Below are 23,579 nucleotides of genomic sequence, written 5' to 3' on the forward strand. Positions count from 1 at the left end.
CTATAAAGTATAAATAATGAAACGGATAAAGTTAGTATTGCTTTCAATGCTATTGGTTATGTTAACTGCTTGTAGTACTGCGCCAAGGCAAATAAATAATCAACAAAGTGATATGTCAGAGCGAGGTAAAGCATCATTCTATGCAGACAAATATCATGGCAGAACCACGGCTAATGGCGAACGTTTTAGCCAACAGGCGGCAACGGCTGCGCACCTAAGACTCCCATTTGGTACAAAAGTGAAAGTTACCAATATTGCTAATAATAAGTCTGTAGTGATCAGAATTAATGACAGGGGGCCTTATATTCGGGGGCGAATTATTGATTTATCTAAGGCGATGTTTAAAAAAATAGCCGACCCTAAAGTCGGCGTTATTGATGTAACGGTCACCGTTATTGATAAAAGTAATACTGCTAAGGACTAAAAGCGGGTCGTTAACGCCACATAGTCAGGGTGTTCATTGAGCAATTGTTGATGTGAACCTTGAGCGATGATTTGTCCACTGTCTAGCCAGATGACACTATCCATTTGCGATAACAACGCTGGATCATGAGTAATTGTTAATACACTAGCATGCTCTTTTAGCTGTAAAATACTGTTCATAACGGCTTGTTTAGAAATATTATCGAGCCCTTCAGTGGGTTCATCGAGCACTACAATGGCGGGTTGTTGCAGCAGCGCTTGTGCCAAGGCAATGCGTCTTGACTGGCCTTGAGAGACACTGCGTCCCCCTGTACCTAAACGAGTATTTAAGCCTTCTTTTAGCGCGCTAAACCAGTTACCCAGCTCGGCTTGTTTTAACGCCGCTGTCATTTGTTGCGGTGTTGCATCAGGTGCCGCATAGGCAAGATTATCGCTTAATGTACCATCAAAAATATGATGTTGCTGCGCTAAAATATTTAATGTTTTTGCACGGCTTTCATTATTTAAATTATGCAGGTTTATTGTTTCTTTTTCGTTTTGTAAGCTAATTGCACCTTGTTGCAGAGGCCATAAACCGCTTAGTAAATTCACTAAGGTTGTTTTACCACTGCCGCTTCGTCCAACAATCGCCACTTTATGCTTTGCAGGTAGCTCAAAACTCACATTATTTAATGCCTGCTTTTGGCCATAGTGGTAGCTAATTTTATTTAGCGAAAGTGTCCATTTTTTATTATGTGAATCAATAATCTGTGAAGGTATCTCGTTTTTATTCAGTACTTTATCTTCAAGGGTAAATAGTCGCTCAGCTGCTTTTAATACATTAGGTAGTTCAATAAACGCGTTGGGTAGTAACAATACGCTTTCAAAACTGGCCAGTACAAACAAACTCAACATCGCCAATTCAACATTTACCATCTCGGCGCTAAACACCAGCGGCACAATAGTGACAATGCTGGCGAGCATAGCCAGTTGTACTATGAGTAAGCTCAAACCATCAGCATTGCCAAGAGCCTTATGACGAATAAATAATTGCTGGTTATACTGCTTACTTAACTGATCACACTTAGTGAGTTGTTGGTTTCGAGCTTGGTAAATATTTAGTTCTCTAAGACCCGTTAAGGTATCAGATAGCTCAGCTCTTAATTGGGCGCTGAGTAATGTTTCTTGGTGGCTGTTTTTATCTAATTGTCTGCTCAATATAGCGGGTATAACCACCCCAATAACAACGATACCCGTAAAGCAAATTAAGGCTACACTTGGGCTGTAAGCAGACATAAACAGCATAATAATAGGCACAGTGAGTAAGGCTACCAACATCGGTAGCAACACATTTAAATAAAATTTATCTAGTGCGTCTACATCATTTTGTAAGCGGTTAACTAAATCGGCACTGCGGCTCATAGCCAAATCAAGGTTATTAAGTTTACTGAGTGTGGCGAACATATTTACTCGTATTTCACTTAACAATAAAAATGTGGCGTTGTGAGTAACTAAGCGTTCAGCGTAACGTGAGGCGGTGCGCACAATCGCCAAAAAACGAATGGTGCCAGCTGGGGTAAAGTAGTTCATATGGACGCCTGCAATTCCTGCGGCAGCCATAGAAGCTAAAAACCAGCCGGAAATAGCGAGTAAGCCTACATTAGCTAGCACCGTGAGTGACGCTAGAAACGTCCCTAGAAGCATCGCTTTATAATGAGGGCGGCACAATTTAAGTAAACGAATAAAGTTAGTCATTAGTCGCTCCATGTTGCGCTGTTTGCAGCAGCTTTGCAAATTCGCCAGCTTGCTGGCTGAGCGTTATAAAGTCGCCTTGCTGAGCGATGGCACCGTTTTCCATAACGATAAGTTGTTTGGCATTTCTTACTGTATTTAAGCGGTGCGCTATGGTGATCACTAAGTGTTCTTTTGCATACTCAGCAATAGCGTTTTGAATGAGCTGTTCAGTTTGACTGTCTAAATGAGCGGTTGGCTCATCAAGCATTAAAATAGGGGCGTTTTTTAAAAATGCACGAGCTAAAGCAATACGCTGCTTTTGTCCTCCAGAGAGCCCTTCGCCTTGTTCACCTATTAATGTGTTAAACCCATCAGGTAAGTCGTTAATAAATTCCAGCGCACCAGCTTGCTGCGCCGCCTGCTCAAGTGCTGCATTTGAAACGCCTGGGTTACCTAGCTTTATATTAGCGCCAATGGTGTCGTAAAATAAGGTTGGCTTTTGTGGGATCCAGGCAATGTTTTGTTGTAATTGGCTTATATCGGCTGTCGTCAATGGTTGTTGGTCAATGGATATGTGTTGTATTACTTCTGGGTGAAAACCAAGCATGCAATCAAGTAGGGTGCTCTTACCTGAGCCGCTAGCTCCCACAATGGCTACTAGTCCTGTGCTTGGCAGGGTTAAATTAATATTATTAATTCCCTCATTGCTATTAGGGTAACTAAAATTGAGATCATGGACGCTGATAGTGCTGTTACCCTCCATGTTTATATGAGCTGTGTGGTTATTATTTTTTGATGGCAGTGGTGCATTTAAAATGATTAGCATATCTGCAGCAGCACTCATTCCTTGTAAGCGCGCATGATAATGGCTGCCTAATTGGCGAAGCGGTAAGTAAAATTCAGGCGCTAGCAGCAATACTACAAAGCCGGTTGCAAAATCGAGCGTGCCAAAAAATAATCTAAAACCAATAATAACCGCTACCAGTGCCACACTAATTGTGGCTAAAAACTCCAGTGCAAAAGAAGATAAAAAAGCAATTTTTAACACGCTTAGCGTTGCATGCCTAAAATCATCTGAAATTTGGGCTATTTGCTTTAGCTCTTTGCGCGTAGCATTAAACAATTTTAGTTGGGTAAGCCCTTGTATGCGGTCAAAAAAGTAGTTGCCTAATACCGCCAGTTGTTGCCAGCGCTTTTGGTTAAGCGCTTCTGCCTTATGACCAACTAGAATCATAAAAAACGGAATAAGTGGTGCGGTTAATAAAAATATCAGTCCCGCTTTATAATCGGTCGGAAATATAACCACTAATATTGCCAGAGGAATAAGCGCACTATAGGCAACCCCTGGTAAGTACTTTGCATAGTAGTCATGCAGTGCTTCTACACCATTGTGCAGCGTGTTGAGCGTAGCGCCTTGGCCGTGTTGCTCTATATAACTTGGCCCAAGTAGCGTGAGTTTATCGAGTAAAGTTTGGCGAATAGCCGATTTGATTTTAAGCGCTGCAAATGCGCTTAAGCGCTCACTTAACGCTAAAAAAATGGCGCGCAGTAAAATAATACCCGCTAAAGGCCATAAAAAGTGGGTTACTTGGGCTAAATTACGCCCTTCAAACATCACATCATGAATGGTTTGTGCAAGTAAATAAGCGCCTGCAATCATTAAAATCGCATTAACTGTACCTAGGGCAATGCTTAGCTTTAACCACATTGCTGCCGGCTTACTTTGCTGCTTTAAAAAAGCGCGCAGAGACTGTTGCTGCGCGCGATTAGGTCGGGGGTTAGTCGTCATTATGAGTTGTATTATGCTCGTTTAATAAATCATGGGTGGCTTGTTCATCATCAGCAATGCTGTTTTTATTTTGATGAAACTCATACCACATTACATTTATTACGCCTAAGGTACAGGCAAGTAATACACCTAAAATCCACGCGAAATACCACATAATTTAGTCTCCTTAATAGCTGCCGTGAGGGTTGTTTTCAATTTCATCAACCGTCACTCTGCGCCACATTTTTACATAACACCACGTGGTGTAGGCTAAAATGAGTGGCACAAATATAACCACAGCAATAAACATAACATTGAGTGTTCTGTGGCTTGATACCGCATCCCAAATGGTTAAGCTAATATCAGGGTTGTTACTTGAGGGCATGATAAATGGGAATAACGAAACGCCCGCGGTCATAATCACTCCAATTAACATCACACTGGTTGCCAGTAAGCCTAAAGCGGGTTTATTTACTTTAGAAAACAGCAGTGCACACAGTGCCATTGCAAATGCCAAAATAGGGAAGGTCATTGTCCATGGGCGTTCGCTGTAGTTATTAAGCCATGCGCCTTGGGCGGTTGTGACTACTTTTGCCAGTGGATCTGCATGGCCTTGAGTATCACCCATAGAAACAATTTGATAGCCCGTTAGGTTGGCAACCCACACACCAGCCGCCGCAAATAACACTATAAAGGCAAGTAATGAGTAGCGACCGTATTGTCCTGAGCGCTCAGCGACCTGATCTGCGGTGCGCAGTTGTAGCCACATTCCCGCGTGTGCAATTAACATGGTAATACTAACTAAGCCGGCAATGAGCGCAAACGGATTAAGTAAAGCAAAAAACGACCCTTGGTAACTGACTCTTAATAAATTATCGATATTAAACGGTACACCCAAAAACAAGTTACCAAACGCGACACCAAATACCAGCGCAGGTATGGCACTACCGGCAAACAAGCCCCAGTCCCAGTTATTACGCCAGCGTTTAGAGTCAACTTTAGAGCGATAATCAAAGCCAAGAGGCCTAAAAAATAATGCAAATAACACCAGCATCATAGCAAAGTAAAAACCAGAAAACGCTGCCGCATAAACCATAGGCCACGCTGCAAACAAAGCTCCGCCTGCAGTAATAAACCATACTTGGTTACCATCCCAGTGGGCACCAATGGTATTAATAACGGTACGCCGTTCACTGTCTGTTTTGCCCACAATACGCAGTAACATGGCAACGCCCATGTCCATACCATCGGTAATGGCAAAACCAATTAACAGCACACCAATAATTAACCACCAGAGCATTTTTAATGTTTCATAATCAAAAATCATGATAGTTCTCCTTTAGCAGCCGTGCTGTGATCAGGTAATTCAAAATGGTACTTACCGGTATGCAAAGAGCTTGGGCCTTGCTTAATAAATTTAATCATTAACCATCCTTCAACAATCGCCAATCCAGTATAGAAAACAATAAAACCAGTTAAGCTAATTAAAATATCATTTACCGTCAGCGATGACGTTGCTAAAAAGGTCGGTAATACTTCAGAAATAGCCCATGGCTGGCGGCCATATTCAGCCACAATCCAACCAAATTCAATAGCAATCCAAGGCAGAGGAATGCTCAATACCGCCGCCCACAACAACCAACGTTTTTGTTCAATAATACGATGGGCGTTGTAATAAAAAGAAAGGATGAATACGCCAAGCATAATTACGCCACAGCCAACCATAATCCTAAATGACCAAAACATAGGGCCCACTTTAGGGAAGGAGTCTTTAACGGCTTGTTGTATTTGTGCCTCGCTGGCATCTACCACATTAGGAGTGTAACGTTTAAGTAATAAGCCATAGCCTAAATCATCTTTGACGTTATCAAACTTTTCGATATTTGCAGGGGTGTCGTCACCTGCGCGAAGTTTTTCTAGGTATTCATAAGCAATCATGCCATTGCGAATACGCTTTTCGTGTTTTTTCTCAAGATCTGAAATACCAATCACTTGCTCATCAAGTGAGCGAGTTGCAATAATCCCTAATGCGTAGGGAATTTTTACTGCAGCATGAGTGACTTGCTCTTCTGAGTCAGGAATACCGAGCATTGTAAAGGCGGCAGGGGCTTCTTCGGTATGCCATTCAGCTTCTATGGTCGCGAGTTTTACTTTTTGTACTTCACCGACTTCGTAGCCAGATTCATCACCGAGTAAAATAACACACAAAATAGAGGCTAAACCAAAGCCTGATGCCACCGAGAACGAACGTTTAGCAAATGCTAAATCACGTCTTTTTAATATGTACCAGCTACTAATCCCAAGCACAAACATAGATGCAGCAACATAACCTGCAGACACAGTATGAATAAACTTAACTTGCGCTACAGGGTTAAATACTAGCTCTGCAAAACTAGTCATTTCCATGCGCATGGTTTGATAGTTAAACTCAGCCCCTACTGGATTTTGCATCCACGCATTAGCGACTAAAATCCACAGCGCAGACATATTTGTGCCCAGCGCCATTAAAAATGTGACCCCTAAATGCTGGCGTTTAGAGAGCCTATCCCAACCTAAAAAGAACATTCCCACAAAGGTTGATTCTAAAAAGAAGGCCATTAAGCCTTCAATGGCCAGTGGCGCACCAAATACATCACCCACATAGTGCGAGTAATACGACCAGTTAGTACCAAACTCAAATTCCATGGTGAGGCCCGTCGCCACGCCAATAGCAAAGTTAATACCAAATAACTTGCCCCAAAACTTAGTCATATCACGATAAATTTCGCGACCGGTCATAACATAAACCGATTCCATGATAACTAAAATCCAGGTCATACCGATTGTTAACGGCACAAATAAAAAATGAAATAGAGCGGTGACAGCAAACTGTAATCGCGATAGATCCACAAAGGTTTCATCTATCATTTTTGGCTCCTTTGGTTGTGATGCAGTGACAGCACAAAGCAATTGTTAATGTTTTAATAAACTTTCAGTAATTTCTGAAAGTTTGCATCATTATTAGCGTTTGTACAATTTTTGTCAATATGTATATTAGAAAACTTTAATATACTATGACATTACATCAGTCTATAAAATACGCAATCATCAATTAAGAGTAAGTTAGAAAAAAGTGGTGTGTTTTAAGCGTTTAACCTAGCCTTAAAACACGGTAAACTAATCGGTATGAACGCCGGGTTTACTTGTGAAAAAATAGCAAATGAAAAAAGATAAAAAACAACTACGAATTGGTATTGTGGCAGGTGAACTGTCGGGCGATATTTTAGGTGAAGGGCTCATAAAAGCGCTTAAAATACACTTTCCTGATGCCACTTTTGAAGGTATTGCAGGCCCTAAAATGCAAGCTCAAGGCTGCAAAACGCTGTTTGATATGGATGAGTTGTCGGTTATGGGCTTGGTTGAAGTCCTAGGCCGTTTACCGCGCTTGCTAAAAATCCGCAAACAACTCGTGCAGCACTTTGTTAATAACCCTCCTGATGTATTTATTGGTATTGATGCGCCCGATTTTAATTTACGTGTAGAAAAACCGTTAAAAGACGCAGGCATCAAAACCGTGCAATACGTAAGCCCTTCAGTGTGGGCGTGGCGTGAAAAACGTATTCACACTATAAGTGCAGCAACTAACTTAGTATTGGCTTTATTGCCTTTTGAAAAAGAATTTTACGACAAACACCAAGTACCGTGTACTTTTGTAGGTCATACATTAGCTGACGACATTGCACTTAAGCACGACGATAGCCAAGCCCGCAGCCAACTAGGCTTAAGTGCTGATGATAAGGTGTTAGCGTTATTGCCCGGGAGCCGGGGCTCAGAAGTGGGCTTGTTAAGCGAAACTTACATAAAAACAGCGGCGCAGTTACAAGCGCAGAACCCTGCGCTTAAAGTCGTTGTGCCACTGGTGAACGCAAAGCGCAAAGCGCAGTTTATTGCTATTTTAAATGCCACAGCGCCCTCACTTAATGTTAACTTACTGGATGGGCAATCAAATTTAGCCATGCAAGCCGCCGATGCTATATTGCTTGCATCAGGTACAGCAACGCTTGAGGGCATGTTATATAAAAAGCCAATGGTGGTTGGTTATAAAATTAAACCCATGAGTTATTGGATTTTTAAAACCTTATTTACCTTTAATATTAAATATTTTTCGCTACCCAATTTATTGGCAGACGAAGAGTTAGTACCAGAGTTTTTACAAAGTGAGTGTAATGTGGCTAATTTAACCGCGGCGCTCACTCCTATGCTCAATAGCGATAATAAAGAATTAAAAGCACGCTTTTTAGCTATACATGAAAAAATTAGATTAGATGCAAGTAAACAAGCTGCAAATGCAGTGGCGGAGTTAATAGATGCAAATTGAACGACCCAATGTAACCTTAATAGCCGGTGTGGATGAAGTTGGTCGTGGACCGCTGGTGGGCGATGTGGTTACAGCCGCTGTTATTTTAAATCCCGCAAAACCAATCGCAGGCCTTGCCGATTCTAAAAAATTAACCGATAAAAAGCGCCAATTATTAGCCATCGAAATAAAAGAAAAAGCACTGTGTTACGCCATTGGCCGTTGTAGCCCTAGTGAAATAGATGAGTTAAATATATTACAGGCCACCATGCTTGCTATGAGCCGCGCGGTGGAAGCGCTTAGCACAGTGCCTGAATTTGTATTTGTTGATGGTAACCGTTTACCTAAATTAGCAATGCCCGCACAAGCGGTGGTAAAAGGCGATAGCCTAGTTGCTGAAATATCAGCCGCGTCTATTTTAGCAAAAGTTGCACGGGATGATGAAATGATAGAACTTGATGCGCGCTACCCACAATATGGGTTTGCAGGGCATAAGGGGTATCCAACTAAGGCACATTTTGCAGCGCTTGAACAATACGGTGCGATAGATGAGCATCGCAAGAGCTTTAAACCTGTGCAGCGTGTGCTTGCGCTTTCGGGTAAGGAGTAATTATGGCGGCTCCTGAATTTGTACATCTAAGAGTTCACTCAGACTTTTCGATGGTTGATGGTTTGGCAAAAACCAAACCAATCGTCGCTAAAGCACAAGAGCTTGAAATGCCAGCGTTGGCAATTACCGATCAAATGAACTTTTGTGGTCTGGTGCGTTTTTATGGCGCAGCGCATAATGCGGGTATTAAGCCGATTGTTGGTGCGGATTTTTGGGTACGTAGCCCAGAATTCCCCGATGAACCAAGCCGATTAACATTATTAGCCAAAGATAACATTGGCTATAAAAATATTACTTTATTGATCTCTAAAGCCTATCAACGTGGCCATGTTTTTCATCGCCCTGTCATTGACCGTGAGTGGTTAGTTGATTTAAAAGAGGGGCTTATCATACTCTCGGGCGCCAAAGATGGCGATTTAGGAAAAGCCTTAATAAAAGGTAACCCCGCTATTGTTGAGTCGGTGGTCAGTTTTTATAAACAGCATTTTAGCGATCATTATTATATAGAGCTTATTCGTACCAACCGTGCTCAAGAAGAAAACTATTTGCACATGGCGGTGGAGCTTGCAACAAATGAGCAATTGCCAGTAGTGGCCACCAATGAAGTGGTATTTTTAAAACCTGAAAACTTTGAAGCCCATGAAATTCGTGTGGCTATTTTTGATGGTTACACTCTAGATGATAAACGCCGACCAAAGCGTTTTTCACAAGAGCAATACCTAAAAACGCCAGAACAAATGGCAGAGCTATTTAGTGATATTCCAGAAGCGCTACAAAATACCGTAGAAATTGCAAAGCGCTGTAATGTAACCGTGCAATTAGGTGAGTATTTCCTACCAGATTACCCGACGGGCTCACTAAAAATTGATGAGTTTTTGGTTAAAGTGTCACAAGACGGCCTTGAAGAACGATTACAGTTTTTATTTCCTGACGAGCAAGAACGCCAACAAAAACGTGGCGAATACGATGAACGTTTAAAAATAGAACTTGATGTAATTAACCAAATGGGATTCCCTGGTTACTTCTTGATCGTAATGGAGTTTATTCAGTGGAGTAAAGATAACAATATTCCAGTAGGCCCAGGGCGTGGTTCAGGTGCGGGTTCATTAGTGGCTTATGCCCTTAAAATTACCGACCTTGATCCGCTCGAATTTGACCTACTCTTTGAGCGATTCTTAAACCCTGAACGTGTTTCTATGCCCGACTTTGACGTCGACTTTTGCATGGATAGGCGTGATGAAGTAATTGATCATGTATCGGCCTTGTATGGCCGTGACGCGGTATCGCAAATTATTACCTTTGGTACTATGGCAGCAAAAGCGGTAATACGCGATGTAGGCCGGGTACTTGGTCATCCGTATGGGTTTGTCGATCGTATTTCTAAGCTTATTCCGGGCGACCCTGGGATGACACTGGCTAAAGCATTTGACGTAGAACCCCGTTTGCAAGAAGCCTACGACGGCGATGAAGAAGTTAAAGACTTAATCGACATGTGTCGTATTCTTGAGGGCTGTACGCGTAATGCCGGTAAACATGCCGGGGGTGTTGTTATATCGCCTACCACCATTACCGATTTTGCGGCGCTCTATTGCGATGACGAAGGCAAGTTTCCAGTTACCCAGTTTGATAAAAACGATGTAGAAACCGCCGGTTTAGTTAAGTTTGACTTTTTAGGCTTACGTACGCTAACCATATTACAGTGGGCGCTGGATATGACCAATGAGCGCTTAAAGCGTGAAGGCAAACAGCCGGTCGATATCAACACCATTCCATTGGATGATAAAAAAAGTATTGAGCTACTGCTGCGCGCTGAAACCACCGCGGTATTCCAGCTAGAATCACGCGGCATGAAAGACCTAGTCCGCCGATTAAAGCCCGATTGCTTTGAAGATATGATAGCCCTAGTGGCCTTATTCCGCCCAGGTCCACTGCAATCAGGCATGGTAGATAACTTCATCGACCGAAAGCTCGGCAGAGAAGAAATCTCATATCCCGATGCGCAATACCAACACGAAAGTTTAAAGCCGATTCTTGAGCCGACATACGGCATTATTTTGTATCAAGAACAAGTTATGCAAATAGCGCAGGTGCTGGCCGGTTATACACTGGGCGGCGCCGATATGTTACGTCGTGCTATGGGTAAGAAAAAGCCCGAAGAAATGGCAAAGCAGCGTTCAACCTTTGAAGAGGGCGCACGTAATAATGGCATCGATGGCGAGCTGGCAATTAAAATATTCGACTTGGTTGAAAAGTTTGCGGGTTACGGTTTTAACAAATCTCACTCAGCAGCTTATGCATTAGTATCGTATCAAACGCTGTGGATGAAAACGCATTATCCGGCCGAGTTTATGGCGGCGGTAATGTCGGCTGATATGGATAACACCGACAAAATAGTAACGCTGGTCGATGAATGTGAAAACATGAAACTCACCTTGTTACCGCCCGATGTAAACGCCGGTGAATACAAGTTTACTGTTAACCTTCAAGGTGAAATTGTCTATGGCATAGGGGCAATTAAAGGCGTAGGTGAAGCGCCGGTTGATGCCATATTAGAGGCGCGAGCAAAAGGCGGCCCATTTAAAGACCTATTTGATTTTTGTGCGCGTGTTGATTTAAAACGCTTAAATAAACGCGTTACCGAGAAATTAATCTATGCAGGCGCATTAGACCAACTAGGGCCTGAAAAAACTCAACCTGGGCGAGCAACACTATTAGCCAGCTTAAAAGATGCGATGCGCGCAGCCGATCAGCACAACAAAGCTGAATTATTAGGGCAAAGTGATTTATTTGGTTTATTGGCTACAGAGCCTGATGAAGTAGAGCAAGCGTTTATAAAAGCGACACCGCTTACGGATAATCAGTGGCTTGATGGCGAAAAAGACACCCTAGGCCTTTATTTAACCGGACATCCTATAAACCAGTATCGACGAGAGCTTGGGCATTACACCAGTGGTCGACTCATCGACTTACAACCAACTAATCGTGATGTGCTCTCAACTGGAGCAGGTTTAGTGATTGCAGCGAGAACCTTAATTAATAAAAAAGGAAATCGTTGGGGGCTGATAACTTTAGATGACAAAAGCGCCCGAATTGATGTACGCTTGTTTCCAGAACAGTTTGAAATGTACCAAGATATGTTGCAAATCAACAATATTTTGGTGATATCCGGACAGGTCAGCTTTGATAACTTCTCTGGTGGTATTACAATGACCGCCAGAGAAATAAACACCATTGCTCAGGCGCGTGAAAAGCGTATAAAAGCGATTAAGATGACGCTGAATATGGTGCAGATCGAGGCTGGTTTCTTCGATAAATTACAAAAAGTACTCGAACCATACAAAATGGGAACGTGTCCGATCAAGGTATATTATCAACGCCCCGATGCGTTGGTGCAATTAACCCTAGGGATCGAATGGTGTGTTACGCCAAGTGACGACTTAATTCATAAGTTATCGCTGATGGCAGCGCAAAATGTAGAACTAGAATTTAACTAATTAGGTAGTTTAGAGCATGAGCCTCAATTATCTTGATTTTGAGCTTCCAATTGCAGAATTAGAAGCAAAAATTGAAGAATTACAAAATGTAAGCCGCGCTGGCGAATTAGACCTTGGATTAGAAGAGGAAGTCAGCAAACTTAAAGAAAAGAGCGCACAAATGAAGGAGAAAATTTTCTCTGAACTAGGTGCTTGGCAAGTATCACAGTTAGCACGTCATCCGTTGCGTCCTTATACTCGAGATTACATCGAGCGTATTTTTACGGAATTTGACGAATTTGCGGGTGATCGCACGTTTGCTAACGACCCTGCCATTTTAGGCGGCGTAGCCCGTTTAGATGGTGAGCCAGTAATGGTGATCGGTCAGCAAAAAGGCCGTGGTACTGCTGAAAAAATCAAACGTAATTTTGGCATGCCAAAACCTGAAGGTTACCGTAAAGCATTGCGCTTAATGGAAATGGCAGAGCGTTTTAAAATGCCAATCATGACCTTTATCGACACCCCAGGTGCATACCCTGGTGTTGGCGCTGAAGAGCGTGGTCAGTCTGAAGCAATTGCACGTAACCTAAAAGTAATGGCCGCACTTAAAGTACCAACAATTTGTACTGTTATTGGTGAAGGTGGTTCAGGTGGTGCATTAGCCATTGGTGTGGGCGACAGAGTAAACATGTTGCAATACAGCACTTACTCGGTTATTTCACCAGAGGGTTGTGCATCAATTTTATGGAAAAGTGCTGACAAAGCACCATTGGCTGCAGAGGCAATGGGTGTAACAGCAGAGCGTGTTAAAGAGCTAGATTTAATTAATAATTTAGTTGAAGAGCCTCTAGGCGGCGCGCACCGTAATTACGATGCGATGGCACGTAACTTAAAAGTACGCCTTAAGCGCGATTTAGCAGACTTACAAGCGTTATCGCTTGAAGAGATGCTTGATCAACGTTACAAGCGTTTAATGTCGTTTGGTTATTGTTAAAAATAGCTAAATGTAGCTAAATATAGAAAAAAGCCGCCTATGCGGCTTTTTTTGTTTTAAAATACCGTAACGTAGAGCCTTTATTGTTCGGGTTATTAGCAATTTACTCATTGGGTATATTAATGCACAAAACACCTATTTATCTGCAGGTAAAAAAAGCCCTTAATCACTACTTAGAAAATGGGCAATTCACATTTACAGTAGCCTTATCTGGTGGGGTAGATTCGGTCGTGCTATTGCATATTATGCATGGGTTAAAACAGCAGTACCCGCAATTAGATTTAAGTGCAATTTATGTCAATCATGGCTTAAGTGATAACGCCCATCACTGGCAGCAATTTTGCCAAGCACGCTGTGAGCAGCTTTCAATTGATTTTAAGGCGGTAAACGTCATTATTGAGCCGAAATCGCGCACCAGTATTGAAGCGCAGGCTCGCGAAGCGCGTTATCAAGCGCTTGATGAACACAGCCCAAGTGATAGTGTTATTTTGCTAGGCCAGCATTTAAACGACCAAGTAGAGACATTTTTACTTCGTTTAAAGCGCGGCTCAGGCTTAAAAGGGCTCGGCGCTATGCAGCAAACTCGCGTGCTTGAAAGTGGCCGTGAGTGCTATAGGCCATTACTTGCGGTAAAACGCAGCGACATAGAAGCGTTTGCGCAGCAATTTAATATTAGCCATATTACTGATGAATCAAACTCCAATGAACGCTTTGATCGTAATTTTTTGCGTCAACAAATCGTGCCCAAGTTGGCAGAGCGTTTTACTGGGTTTGAGCAGTGTACAGCACGCAGTATTGAGTTATTACAGCAGCAACAAACACTGCTTGATGAATATACCCAGCAAGATCTCGCACAGTGTATTAACCAACATCAGGCGCTTAATATACAAAACATGGCTCATTACAGCGCTATTCGCATTGCGAATCTTCTGCGCGCATGGCTGGCTTTATTTACCCATACCATGCCTTCGCAAAAACAGTTAATGCAAATAATGAGTCAGGCTATTCATGCACAAGCTGATGCACAAATAAAAATTGAGCTAAGCGATGGGCAAATACGTCGCCATCAAGGTTTACTTTATTTTGTGCAGCCGACGCCTTTAGCCGTTAATATTGAACGCGTAACAAGTCGCGAACTAGTGCTGAATGACGGACAAATACTACAATGCCTGCAGGGAGTGGGTATACGCGCCCCTAAACCTGATGAACAAGTCAGTGTTCGTTTTAACTGTAATAGTGCGCGTATTAAACCACTAAAAAAGCCCGGCAGTAATACCCTTAAGCATTGGTTTAAAGATGCAAAGGTAGCGTCTTGGCTACGTGCTCATATTCCATTAATTTTTTACAATGATGAGCTAGTTCAAGTGGTTGGTTATTTTGTTAGTGATAACCATAAAGATGAGAATGGAGTTATTTGGGAGTATAAATCATGAGTCAACAACCTCATGTTGGGCTGTCGCTTATAAATAAGGCACCTACTGGCATATTAATTACGCTATTGATTGCGGTTTTAGCGAATGTATTTTTAACCCTTAATATAATTACACTAGGCTACGCTGTGTTGGGCGGTATGGTATGTGCCGCCATTTTACTTGCCTATTGGTTAGGTAAGGGGGGCGTATTTTTCATTCTAGGGGTGAGTATGCCCTTACTGTTAGTGCTTTTTACACCGCTTGCGACAATTGCCGCATTGCTTAATTTACTCAGTGGCTTCTTTTTTGGCTTTTGCGCCATGTTGCTCATTTATAAGTACGTGATATTAAAAAAGTAGCGTAAAAAGGCCCAGCGGGGGAGGCTAGGCTTTTTAAAAATAATGCGCTTTTATTACTTAATAGGCTTTTGCGCAGTTTCGCCCAGATGCTTTTGCTTTATATAAGCCTTTATCTGCGCGAGAAAATATCTCGTTCTGGCAATCGTCGCTATTAGTTAGCGTAAAACCAATACTGGCTGTGACGTTGTATTTAGACATAATCGGTGAGTTTCTGACTAAACGCATAATACGTTCAGCCACCACTTTATTGGTGGTAAAAGCCGGGTCTTCGATTAATATTGAAAACTCATCGCCACCAAAGCGAAATACCGAATCAGTCCCCCTAATACTACTAGATAAAACCGCAGCAAACTCGATTAAAACGTCATCGCCAATTTTATGACCATAGTTGTCATTTACTTGCTTAAAATTATCTAAATCAAGCAGCATTAAACTAAACGAATGACCGTTACGTCGATGATTTTCAAGCTTTTGTAGCAACATGTCATTAAATTGACTACGGTTGTTTAATCCGGTTAATGAATCTTTTGTGGCTAGCCTTAATACACGGTTATACATAAGCGCATTGCGCAATGGATAAATTAGTACACTATGAAAGTGTTGAAGCTTTTTCTCAATAGCCGCACTAAGCGGATATTTTGTATAATAAGTTAATGTGCCTAAGTACTCATTTTCAACTTTTAAATCAAACGAATACGCTGGATTTTCAACATCACTATTGGGTGTTTTTACATCAATACTTGTTGCTTTAAAATGCACACCAGAAAAATTAAGCAGTTGTTTTGCAAAATTTGCAAACGTTCCTAAAATATCTTCTAAAACTAAGCTCGTTTGCAGTTTAGCTGCCAGCTCATGCAGTGCTGTCGGTGTATTGCTATTATATTGCTCTGCTGAGAACGGCAAAAATTCGCCGCGACCAGAGATACGTTGTGTCAAAATATGAACGTTTTCCACTATTTCTTCCCCCTATAGTATTACTTTTTATAACTAAGCAGGTTATATGCCATATTTACATTCTGGCTGAAACTTATACGGTTGCTATAGTTAAGTTACATTCCATTGATTGCTTATAAGGATTGCATTGCAAAATATTAATGCTCAGGTTTTTGGACTTTTAGTTGCTGCGGTTCTATTTGTATGGCTATTTAAGCGAATAGGGCTTCCCCCTGTATTAGCTTATTTAGCGGTAGGTTTACTAGCTGGTGGCCATGGCGTTGGTTGGATGGCACAAAGCCATGAAATGGACTTTATTGCTGAGCTGGGTATTGTGTTTTTGTTATTTAGTTTGGGGCTGGAGTTTTCTGTATCGCGCTTAATGGCAATGCGAAATATCGTATTTGGCTTAGGCTCATTGCAAGTCATAGTCAGCAGTATCTTGCTTATTTTAATCCTTTATTTATTAAATTTTAGTTTATTAACTAGTTTTACCATCGGCATTATTATTATGCTCTCCTCTACGGCGGTGGTTGCTAAATTATTAAAAGAGAGTGGTGATTTAAATAAACGCCGAGGGCAATTGGCAATCGGTGTTTTACTATTTCAAGACATTGCGGTTGTGCCGTTACTCATTATTTTGCCTTTATTTGCCAGCAGTGATCCCAATAGTATTGGTTGGGCATTACTGTTTGCGCTGACTAAAGGCGCGTTTGTGTGTGTATTGCTATGGGCTATTGGCAAGTGGGTTTTGCCCAAGGTGTTTAAAGAAGTGGCACTAGCACGAAGCGATGAGCTGTTTGTATTAACCACGTTATTGGTGTCTTTGTTTGCAGGGTTACTCACATACTCTTTTGGTTTATCGATGGCATTAGGGGCTTTTTTAGCAGGCATGATGCTAGGGGAGAGCCACTATCGTCATCAATTAGAGGCCGATATTCGCCCGTTTCGCGATATTCTCATGGGGTTATTTTTTGTAACCGTGGGGATGCAGTTAGACATTGGTTTTGTTGTTGATCATGCGGGTATTATTATTGTTGCCTTGATGGGCATCTTAATCTTAAAAATTGCCGTAGTGATGTTATCTTCTTTATTTATGGGAGAGCGAAAACAAGATGCGTTAGCGTGCGCTATAATGTTGTGGCAAATGGGTGAGTTTGGCTTTGTGTTAATTGCACTCGCTGCACAGCATAACTTGCTGAGCGTTGAGCAAGTATCATTTTTAATTGCCATGGGGGTAATTTCTATGGCGCTTACGCCCTATTTAATTGATAAAACCCCTTTTATTTTAAAACGACTAGGCATGTTAGAGCGCGCAAAGTTTGCCTTTGAAGACGAGCTTCAAAGTAGCACGCTTTATCATAACCATGTGGTGATATGCGGTTTTTCTCGAGTAGGACAAACTATTGCCCGCTTTTTATCCCCAGAGGCAATTGATTATGTGGCAATAGAGAGCGACCCCATTTTAGTACAGGAAGGAAAAGCGGCGGGCGAGCCTTTAATATTTGGTCATGTTGAGCAAAAAGATATTTTAAAGTGTGCGGGGGTAGAGCGAGCGCGACTAGTCATTATTACTTTTACCGAATTTCAACAAACTCAAATAGTCATTAATGCCATTAAACAGGTTGCACCTAAGGTTAAAATACTCATAAGAACCCGTGATGATAGTCAGTTAGAGCGCTTAAAAGCGCTAGGGGTTACTGAGGTTGTGCCTGAGGCGCTTGAAGCAAGCTTAATGTTGGTGTCGCATGTGTTGTCAATGTCTGGTGTGCCAATGAGCCGTATTATCCGCCGTGTTAGCAGTGAGCGACGAAACCGCTATAAATTATTGCACAGCTTTTTTGCAGGCGAAAATATTGACAGCGATACCAACTTGCCAGAGCGTTTAGAGTATTTACATGTAATAGCCTTACCAGATAAAGCATTTGCGGTTAATAAAGCAATTAGCGAACTCAATTTAGCAAAAAGAAAAGTGCTAATTAAGGCGCTTCGCCGCGAGGGCGAAGAAATAGACACACCACAAGAACACACAATATTGTATGCTAATGATATTCTAGTGCTGCAAGGTAAACCACGGCGTGTAGAACGAGTAGAGCATTATTTACTTGATGGTATAGAGTAGCCCATCAAGCAAAAAAACTTATTCTAGTTCTAAGAACTTTCTGATTTCAGGGAGTTGTTTCATACCATCGTCGTATCCGATTTGAATTAAATGCTGGGTGTAGCGTTTTTCAAATAACAAATAGCTGGTCAAACTCGACTGAGAGCGCTTTTTTACCCCGATCATACGTAATAAAACTTTTATCGCCCAAGGCATATCATCGTAATACTGCGCGGCAATGGCATTGAAGTTTTGCGATGGATTAATAATAAAGCTATCTATTTGTTTCAATTCTTGATGCTTATGCTTATTGGGCAGTAAACCGAGTGTGCGGTTTATTCTGTCCAAGCGCTCTAAATCAGATTGCATGGTGTCGGTAAATACACTGTCGAGTAAATGCCCTGCCACGGCCGAAAGCCCCGGGAAATGTGCAGAGTACCCTGGAGGATGTGGCTCTTTGGGTTGATCAACCCCAATAATAAATATTTTATTTGCCCCTAAGTGAATAGAGGGGCTTAAAGGTGAAAGCTGATGTATTGAGCCATCGCCAAAGTAATGGTTATAAATATTCACACTTGGAAACACCATAGGAATGGCACTTGATGCCATTAGGTGTTCAACATTGATACGAGTAGTGCGTCCTTCGCGCTTGGCTCGTTGCCAAGAATGCTGCGTATTTGACTGAAAAAAAGCAACAGAATCGCCAGTAGTATAACTGGATGCAGTGATAGACAGCGCCTCTAAATAGTCACGGTGTAAATTACGCTCAATACGATGTAAATCTAGTATATCGTTTAACAGTTTTCTAAGTGGTCGGTTATTTAACAAGCTTGCAGGTGGATGGTTTATATGCTCTGACTGGAAACTGGTTAAAATATTACGGGTAATATGACCAAACACACTTAAAAAGTCGCTTTTATATACCATCGAAGTTGAAAAGTTTTTCCAAACTGTTTCTAGTTTTCTTACCGCTAAATGCATACATGAGGCGTAACATGCTAAGGCCGCAGAATTAATTGCACCGGCAGAGGTGCCATTTATCACTCTAAAGGGGAGCGGGGCGGTTCTGGGCATACTTTGCGCTAACGCTTTCAAAACACCCACTTGATAAGCCGCTCGGGCACCACCACCTGTTAGTAATAAGGCAATTTTAGGTTTACTAGGATCGACTTGCTTAATTTTCATGTTAGGTATTTAAACTGTTCGCTGTCTTTACTTTATTTATTTACTGTAAGTCTTTAAGCTAGAAGAATCAAAGGATACATTAGCTACATTAATAAATATTAGTGTAAGTATGAATTAAACCTGTTTAGAGTACTCTAAACGGTATCGCATTTTTATATTTATGGAGTTCGTATGTCAGATAAACCATCAGAATCAGATGTTCAAAAACGTCCACCGAATAACAACCTTATCTTCGCAGGGGTTATTTTATTAATCATTATTATTGCCGCCGCGTTTGTATTATTAAAACCAAGCGAAGCCCCAGAAACAGTTATGCAGGTTGAAGAACCCATAAAAGAGCAACCCGTTATGGAGCTAAAACCTGAAAACGACCCAGTGGTCGGTGCACCATCGGTTAAGCCAGAAAAACCTGAAGAGTTAGCAGTGCCAACACAGCGCCCAGACGTTGAGCCAGAGTCTGAGGTTGTGCCTTTACCAACATTAAATGACAGTGATCCTGTCGTGGTTGCAAAATTAGATGAATACTTAGGCGATGCGGCAATGAGCCTAGTGTTGAACGATGATGTTATTCGTCGTGGTGTGGTGTTTATCGATAACTTAGCAAAAGGTAAGGTGGCTAAGAAACATACCCCAGTTGTAAAGTTAGAAGAAGGTTTTAGCGTAAACGAAGGCGATATTTTAACCATTGACCCTAATAGCTATGAACGCTACACCCCATATGTAAAAGTACTAACAAGTATGAGTGCCGCACAAGCTGTTCGTTTATATGAAGAATATAAACCGCTAATCAACAGTGCATACACTGAAATTGGCTATGGCGATGATGAGTTTACACAAACACTTGAAGATGCCATTGACTTGCTACTTGATACTCCAGAGCCAAAAGGCAGCTTACCTTTATTGCGTGACTCGGTTACTTATCAGTATGCGTTTTCTGAGTGGGAGCAATTACCCGCTGCACAAAAACAACTTTTACGCATGGGCCCAGAGAACATGAAAAAGGTAAAAGCAGCGCTACGTAATATAAAAGCGCAGTTAGAGAGTAATTAATAACCGCTTTAATAACTAAATACCCTGCGATTGTATATGAAGTATGCAATCGCACTTTCTTTTTTGATTATCCCTTGAATAACAGAGTAAAAGTAGCGATAATCTCAATCGCGCCAACCAAGGCCCTCAATGGTAGTCTTATTGGTCCTCTCGCAACACTAGCAGGCGAACCTGGTCAGGCCCGGAAGGGAGCAGCCACAGTTTGTGACGTGTGTGCCGAGATGTGGCTGGTAAGACTGCCACCCAAATTCCTCATTTGGGTGTATTAAAATTCCATTTTTCAATATTTCTTATTTATATTATTCGTACACTAATTCTAGATCATACCCACTTAGCTAAATTTTTACCTTTATAGACAATAGCTAATGAGTGAGCAATAATTAAAACTCGTGATTATACTTTACGCCGCAGGTGTTTAATAAGCTATTAAGGGTCAATATGACGTCTCAGAGGAATAAGTGGGCGCTTGCTATATTATTAGGGCTTTTAGGGGGATGCGCTAACCTTTTACCTCTGTATTTTTTTGATAGCTCTGAATTTTTATTTGGTCAGACGTTTGTAATACTCAGTTTAGTGTTTGCTGGGCTTCGTTATTCCCTCCTTAGTTTAGCTATTGTCACTGGTTTTTTATTTTATCGCTGGGGGCATAGCTGGGCCAGTGTTGTTTATGTGCTTGAGCTGTTTTGGCTTTATACCTTTTGCTTAAAGCGTTCTAAGCCAATACTTCCTTTAGGTGCAGTATTTTGGTTTTTAGTCGGCTTACCACTGGTGTGGGTTTTGGGTCACTTTGTTATAGGCCTTCCTTGGCTCACGCTTGTTGTGGCTGCCTCAAAATACTTTATCAATGCCATGATAGCGTTAGCTTTGGTCGACTTAGTGAGTGTGTTTGTTCCCCACGCAAGCCGGGCTTATCAAGGGCAGCCTCTGGCCCGTATATTAAGTTATGTTGTCAGTATCATTATTGTTTTGGTGGTTTTGATCACCAGTGTCTTTTTGGTTAATCAGCATTACTCGCGCTTAGAATACGAAGTAAATACGCAACTTAAAGAAAAATCACGCTCGATCAGTGCCCAGCTTAGTGACTATTTGTTGTTTCATAAAAATGCAATGGTAATAACCAGTGATGCAATGAGTGCCGGAGCACCAATACAGCAGCAGCTTGAGCGGCTAATGGCTTTATACCCTGGTTTTGCAACTAGTCTGTATGCGAACTCCGAAGGTTATGTTGAGAAAAGTATACCCAGTGAATTGCTCAGTGGTTTAAGTCAGAGTCAGCGTTATGTTAATGATCGTCCTTATTTCGCTCAGGCTCAGCAGTTCCCGTTAGGCTACAGCAGTGGCGTTTTTCAAGGCAGAGGATTAGGCGATCAACCTATTGTTGCGCTTTCGGCTCCCATTTATAAAAATGATGAGTTTTATGGTGTAGTTGAGGGGTCGCTCAAGCTAGATCAGTTAGAGCGGTTTATTCCCAATTTATTTGAGTATAAAGGGGATTTACTTGTTCTTGATGCCGATAAAAAAGTAGTATTTAGCTCGTTAAGTCAGTTTACGGTGCTGACTGATTTTAAGCAGCAGGATCTTAGTATCCAACGTTTTAGTGGTAATCAGCTTTTTCGCTCAAACGATAACGAGGTGTACCATACAAATCAGTATGTTGACGACACCACAGGGTGGCAGATTATATCGCTCTATAATCGTAAATATTTAAGCTTGGTGGTAGTGGCTGCTTGGTTACCCACTATGTTGCTGGGGCTATTTTCCATTGCACTGGTGGTATTATTTATTTATAAATTCACCCATTTGCTGGTTAAACCCATCATAGAGTTGACTAATTTAATCAACAGCTTTAGTAAAACTAAAAAACACGTATTTAATACCGATTCTAGTTGGTACGAAGTACTGCAATTACAGCAACAATTTGAAATGTTGGGCAATGCACTTCTGCATTCAATCAAAAGTTTGCAAGCCTCTAATGTAAAAAATGAAGACCTTAATAAACAACTTAGCCAATTTAATCAGCAACTCGCAGATAAAGTAGCAGAACAAACAACTGAGCTAACACAAGCCGTTAAACTCGCTAATGAAGCAAATATCGCTAAGTCACAATTTTTAGCTAATATGAGTCACGAACTTCGCACACCTATGAATGGCATATTAGGTATGGGAGAGGTTTTGCTTCGAGATCAGTCTTTAAGTAATGAACAAAAAGAGTTGTTGCTCACGCAGCAAAAAAGCGCAAAAAACTTGCTTAATATTCTTAACGATATTTTAGATTTTTCTAAAATTGAAGCAAATGCCATGGAGCTAAATAGTAGACCCACGCAGCTAGCTCCATTTATCGAAAATATACGCTCTTTATTTACGCCGATTGTTAGTACTAAAGAGGTGGAATTTAGCATAATTCAAACCACAAATTTACCACTGTACATTAGTGTTGATGAATTACGCTTAAATCAGGTGATTATTAATTTACTCTCTAATGCGTATAAATTTACAGAGCAAGGCTTTGTGCGATTATCGTTCGATTATAACGATAATAAACTTCAGGTTAGCGTTGAAGATAGCGGTATTGGTATTGCAAAGGCACAGCAATCATTATTATTTAGTGAGTTTACCCAGGCAGATGTGGGCGTTGCTCGTAAGTATGGCGGAACAGGTCTGGGGCTGGCTATTTCTCAAAAGCTAATAAAAATGATGGACGGTGAAATTCATTTACACAGTGAAGAGGGTAAAGGTAGTACGTTCACCTTTAGTATTAGTGCGCCAGAATCAGCAGACGCTCCCTCAAAGTTACCTAAAAAAACAGCTTCGCAGCCAAACCTTTTGGATAAACGCATACTGTTGGTAGAGGATAATGCGATTAACCGACAGGTGATTGCAAAAATGCTTGAGCTTACTAAAGTGAGTTTAACAATGGCTGAAGATGGCTTAAAGGCGCTTGAAGTATTGAAGAGTCAGTCGTTTGATTTGATTTTAATGGATTGCCAAATGCCCAACATGGATGGCTATGAATGCACTCGCGCGATTAGAGCCACTGAAATTAAAACCGGCTTACGAGTACCTATAGTGGCGATCACTGCAAATGCTTATGAGGAAGATAAGCAGCGCTGTTTAATTGTTGGTATGGATGACTTTATAGCCAAACCCATTAATAGCGATGATTTATATACAGTGATTGGTAATATACTCAGTTGAGCAGCAGCTGAAGAGCACAAAGCATAG

17 protein-coding genes and 1 other RNA gene are annotated in these 23,579 nt (G+C 41.5%); 11 read left to right on the forward strand and 7 right to left on the reverse strand.

What is annotated here, in order from left to right; all coding sequences use genetic code 11:
* The first annotated feature begins 16 nt into the window (after window positions 1-16).
* Window positions 17-424 (forward strand): septal ring lytic transglycosylase RlpA family protein, encoded by a 408-nt coding sequence (locus ND6B_RS06675; RefSeq protein WP_033103768.1) that lies wholly within the window; start codon window positions 17-19, stop codon window positions 422-424.
* Here ND6B_RS06675 and cydC read toward each other — a convergent pair.
* From cydC to ND6B_RS06650, 5 genes are read right to left on the reverse strand one after another with little or no spacing between them, the layout of a single operon-like run.
* Window positions 421-2,157: a thiol reductant ABC exporter subunit CydC gene (gene cydC / locus ND6B_RS06670; RefSeq protein WP_033103769.1), complete on the reverse strand. Its 1,737-nt coding sequence runs from the start codon at window positions 2,155-2,157 to the stop codon at window positions 421-423. The genes ND6B_RS06675 and cydC overlap by 4 nt on opposite strands.
* On the reverse strand, window positions 2,150-3,925 hold the full coding sequence (cydD, locus tag ND6B_RS06665; RefSeq protein ID WP_033103770.1) for a thiol reductant ABC exporter subunit CydD: 1,776 nt from the start codon (window positions 3,923-3,925) through the stop codon (window positions 2,150-2,152). The genes cydC and cydD overlap by 8 nt, the downstream gene beginning before the upstream one ends.
* A complete protein-coding gene (gene cydX, locus ND6B_RS06660; protein WP_013465418.1) occupies window positions 3,915-4,079 on the reverse strand; it encodes a cytochrome bd-I oxidase subunit CydX in 165 nt (54 codons plus the stop codon). The genes cydD and cydX overlap by 11 nt, the downstream gene beginning before the upstream one ends.
* Before the next feature lie 12 nt (window positions 4,080-4,091).
* Window positions 4,092-5,231 (reverse strand): cytochrome d ubiquinol oxidase subunit II, encoded by a 1,140-nt coding sequence (gene cydB, locus ND6B_RS06655; protein WP_013465417.1) that lies wholly within the window; start codon window positions 5,229-5,231, stop codon window positions 4,092-4,094.
* Window positions 5,228-6,811 (reverse strand): cytochrome ubiquinol oxidase subunit I, encoded by a 1,584-nt coding sequence (locus ND6B_RS06650; protein ID WP_033103771.1) that lies wholly within the window; start codon window positions 6,809-6,811, stop codon window positions 5,228-5,230. Before ND6B_RS06650 ends, cydB begins: the two co-directional genes overlap by 4 nt.
* 292 nt (window positions 6,812-7,103) lie before the next feature.
* Here ND6B_RS06650 and lpxB point away from each other — a divergent pair, with 292 nt between their 5' ends.
* From lpxB to ND6B_RS06620, 6 genes are all read left to right on the forward strand, one after another.
* A complete protein-coding gene (lpxB, locus tag ND6B_RS06645; RefSeq protein ID WP_033103772.1) occupies window positions 7,104-8,261 on the forward strand; it encodes a lipid-A-disaccharide synthase in 1,158 nt (385 codons plus the stop codon).
* A complete protein-coding gene (gene rnhB, locus ND6B_RS06640) occupies window positions 8,251-8,850 on the forward strand; it encodes a ribonuclease HII (protein ID WP_008110956.1) in 600 nt (199 codons plus the stop codon). Before lpxB ends, rnhB begins: the two co-directional genes overlap by 11 nt.
* A 2-nt stretch (window positions 8,851-8,852) precedes the next feature.
* On the forward strand, window positions 8,853-12,344 hold the full coding sequence (gene dnaE / locus ND6B_RS06635) for a DNA polymerase III subunit alpha (protein WP_033103773.1): 3,492 nt from the start codon (window positions 8,853-8,855) through the stop codon (window positions 12,342-12,344).
* Between the two features lie 16 nt (window positions 12,345-12,360).
* Window positions 12,361-13,317, forward strand: a complete 957-nt coding sequence (gene accA, locus ND6B_RS06630; protein WP_008467493.1) for an acetyl-CoA carboxylase carboxyl transferase subunit alpha — start codon at window positions 12,361-12,363, stop codon at window positions 13,315-13,317.
* Window positions 13,318-13,439: 122 nt separating this feature from the next.
* A complete protein-coding gene (gene tilS / locus ND6B_RS06625) occupies window positions 13,440-14,750 on the forward strand; it encodes a tRNA lysidine(34) synthetase TilS (protein ID WP_033103774.1) in 1,311 nt (436 codons plus the stop codon).
* The gene (locus ND6B_RS06620) at window positions 14,747-15,088 is read left to right on the forward strand and encodes a hypothetical protein (protein WP_028834056.1); all 342 of its coding nucleotides are present in this window, start codon (window positions 14,747-14,749) and stop codon (window positions 15,086-15,088) included. The genes tilS and ND6B_RS06620 overlap by 4 nt, the downstream gene beginning before the upstream one ends.
* 57 nt (window positions 15,089-15,145) lie before the next feature.
* Here the strand turns inward: ND6B_RS06620 and ND6B_RS06615 are convergent, their stop codons facing one another.
* A complete protein-coding gene (locus tag ND6B_RS06615; RefSeq protein WP_008467488.1) occupies window positions 15,146-16,042 on the reverse strand; it encodes a GGDEF domain-containing protein in 897 nt (298 codons plus the stop codon).
* A gap of 127 nt (window positions 16,043-16,169) precedes the next feature.
* On the opposite strand from ND6B_RS06615, the gene ND6B_RS06610 reads away from it, so the two are divergent.
* Window positions 16,170-18,143 (forward strand): monovalent cation:proton antiporter-2 (CPA2) family protein, encoded by a 1,974-nt coding sequence (locus ND6B_RS06610; protein WP_033103775.1) that lies wholly within the window; start codon window positions 16,170-16,172, stop codon window positions 18,141-18,143.
* Between the two features lie 18 nt (window positions 18,144-18,161).
* Here the strand turns inward: ND6B_RS06610 and ND6B_RS06605 are convergent, their stop codons facing one another.
* Window positions 18,162-19,307 (reverse strand): patatin-like phospholipase family protein, encoded by a 1,146-nt coding sequence (locus ND6B_RS06605; protein WP_033103776.1) that lies wholly within the window; start codon window positions 19,305-19,307, stop codon window positions 18,162-18,164.
* A gap of 171 nt (window positions 19,308-19,478) precedes the next feature.
* Here ND6B_RS06605 and ND6B_RS06600 point away from each other — a divergent pair, with 171 nt between their 5' ends.
* The 3 genes from ND6B_RS06600 (at window position 19,479) to ND6B_RS06595 (ending at window position 23,552) form a co-directional block, all read left to right on the forward strand.
* Window positions 19,479-20,357 carry a DUF3014 domain-containing protein gene (locus tag ND6B_RS06600; protein ID WP_016899296.1) on the forward strand — a complete coding sequence of 293 codons (879 nt, stop codon included), beginning with the start codon at window positions 19,479-19,481 and terminating at the stop codon, window positions 20,355-20,357.
* 139 nt (window positions 20,358-20,496) lie between these two features.
* Window positions 20,497-20,593: signal recognition particle sRNA small type (ffs, locus tag ND6B_RS19970), an RNA gene on the forward strand.
* Between the two features lie 202 nt (window positions 20,594-20,795).
* On the forward strand, window positions 20,796-23,552 hold the full coding sequence (locus ND6B_RS06595) for a hybrid sensor histidine kinase/response regulator (RefSeq protein WP_033103777.1): 2,757 nt from the start codon (window positions 20,796-20,798) through the stop codon (window positions 23,550-23,552).
* Window positions 23,553-23,579: the final 27 nt, after the last annotated feature.

Origin of the sequence: Pseudoalteromonas sp. ND6B, assembly GCF_000764215.1 — a bacterium.
In the GTDB taxonomy this organism is placed as follows: Bacteria; Pseudomonadota; Gammaproteobacteria; order Enterobacterales; family Alteromonadaceae; genus Pseudoalteromonas; species Pseudoalteromonas tetraodonis.

What these genes read in the sequence shown, in the direction of transcription:
- ND6B_RS06605 (WP_033103776.1), bottom strand. Translation starts at nt 19,307, where the DNA reads ATGAAAATTAAGCAAGTCGATCCTAGTAAACCTAAAATTGCCTTATTA.
- ND6B_RS06595 (WP_033103777.1), top strand. Translation starts at nt 20,796, where the DNA reads ATGACGTCTCAGAGGAATAAGTGGGCGCTTGCTATATTATTAGGGCTT.
- cydC (WP_033103769.1), bottom strand. Translation starts at nt 2,157, where the DNA reads ATGACTAACTTTATTCGTTTACTTAAATTGTGCCGCCCTCATTATAAA.
- ND6B_RS06650 (WP_033103771.1), bottom strand. Translation starts at nt 6,811, where the DNA reads ATGATAGATGAAACCTTTGTGGATCTATCGCGATTACAGTTTGCTGTC.
- cydB (WP_013465417.1), bottom strand. Translation starts at nt 5,231, where the DNA reads ATGATTTTTGATTATGAAACATTAAAAATGCTCTGGTGGTTAATTATT.
- ND6B_RS06675 (WP_033103768.1), top strand. Translation starts at nt 17, where the DNA reads ATGAAACGGATAAAGTTAGTATTGCTTTCAATGCTATTGGTTATGTTA.
- dnaE (WP_033103773.1), top strand. Translation starts at nt 8,853, where the DNA reads ATGGCGGCTCCTGAATTTGTACATCTAAGAGTTCACTCAGACTTTTCG.
- cydX (WP_013465418.1), bottom strand. Translation starts at nt 4,079, where the DNA reads ATGTGGTATTTCGCGTGGATTTTAGGTGTATTACTTGCCTGTACCTTA.
- lpxB (WP_033103772.1), top strand. Translation starts at nt 7,104, where the DNA reads ATGAAAAAAGATAAAAAACAACTACGAATTGGTATTGTGGCAGGTGAA.
- tilS (WP_033103774.1), top strand. Translation starts at nt 13,440, where the DNA reads ATGCACAAAACACCTATTTATCTGCAGGTAAAAAAAGCCCTTAATCAC.
- rnhB (WP_008110956.1), top strand. Translation starts at nt 8,251, where the DNA reads ATGCAAATTGAACGACCCAATGTAACCTTAATAGCCGGTGTGGATGAA.
- accA (WP_008467493.1), top strand. Translation starts at nt 12,361, where the DNA reads ATGAGCCTCAATTATCTTGATTTTGAGCTTCCAATTGCAGAATTAGAA.
- ND6B_RS06620 (WP_028834056.1), top strand. Translation starts at nt 14,747, where the DNA reads ATGAGTCAACAACCTCATGTTGGGCTGTCGCTTATAAATAAGGCACCT.
- ND6B_RS06600 (WP_016899296.1), top strand. Translation starts at nt 19,479, where the DNA reads ATGTCAGATAAACCATCAGAATCAGATGTTCAAAAACGTCCACCGAAT.
- cydD (WP_033103770.1), bottom strand. Translation starts at nt 3,925, where the DNA reads ATGACGACTAACCCCCGACCTAATCGCGCGCAGCAACAGTCTCTGCGC.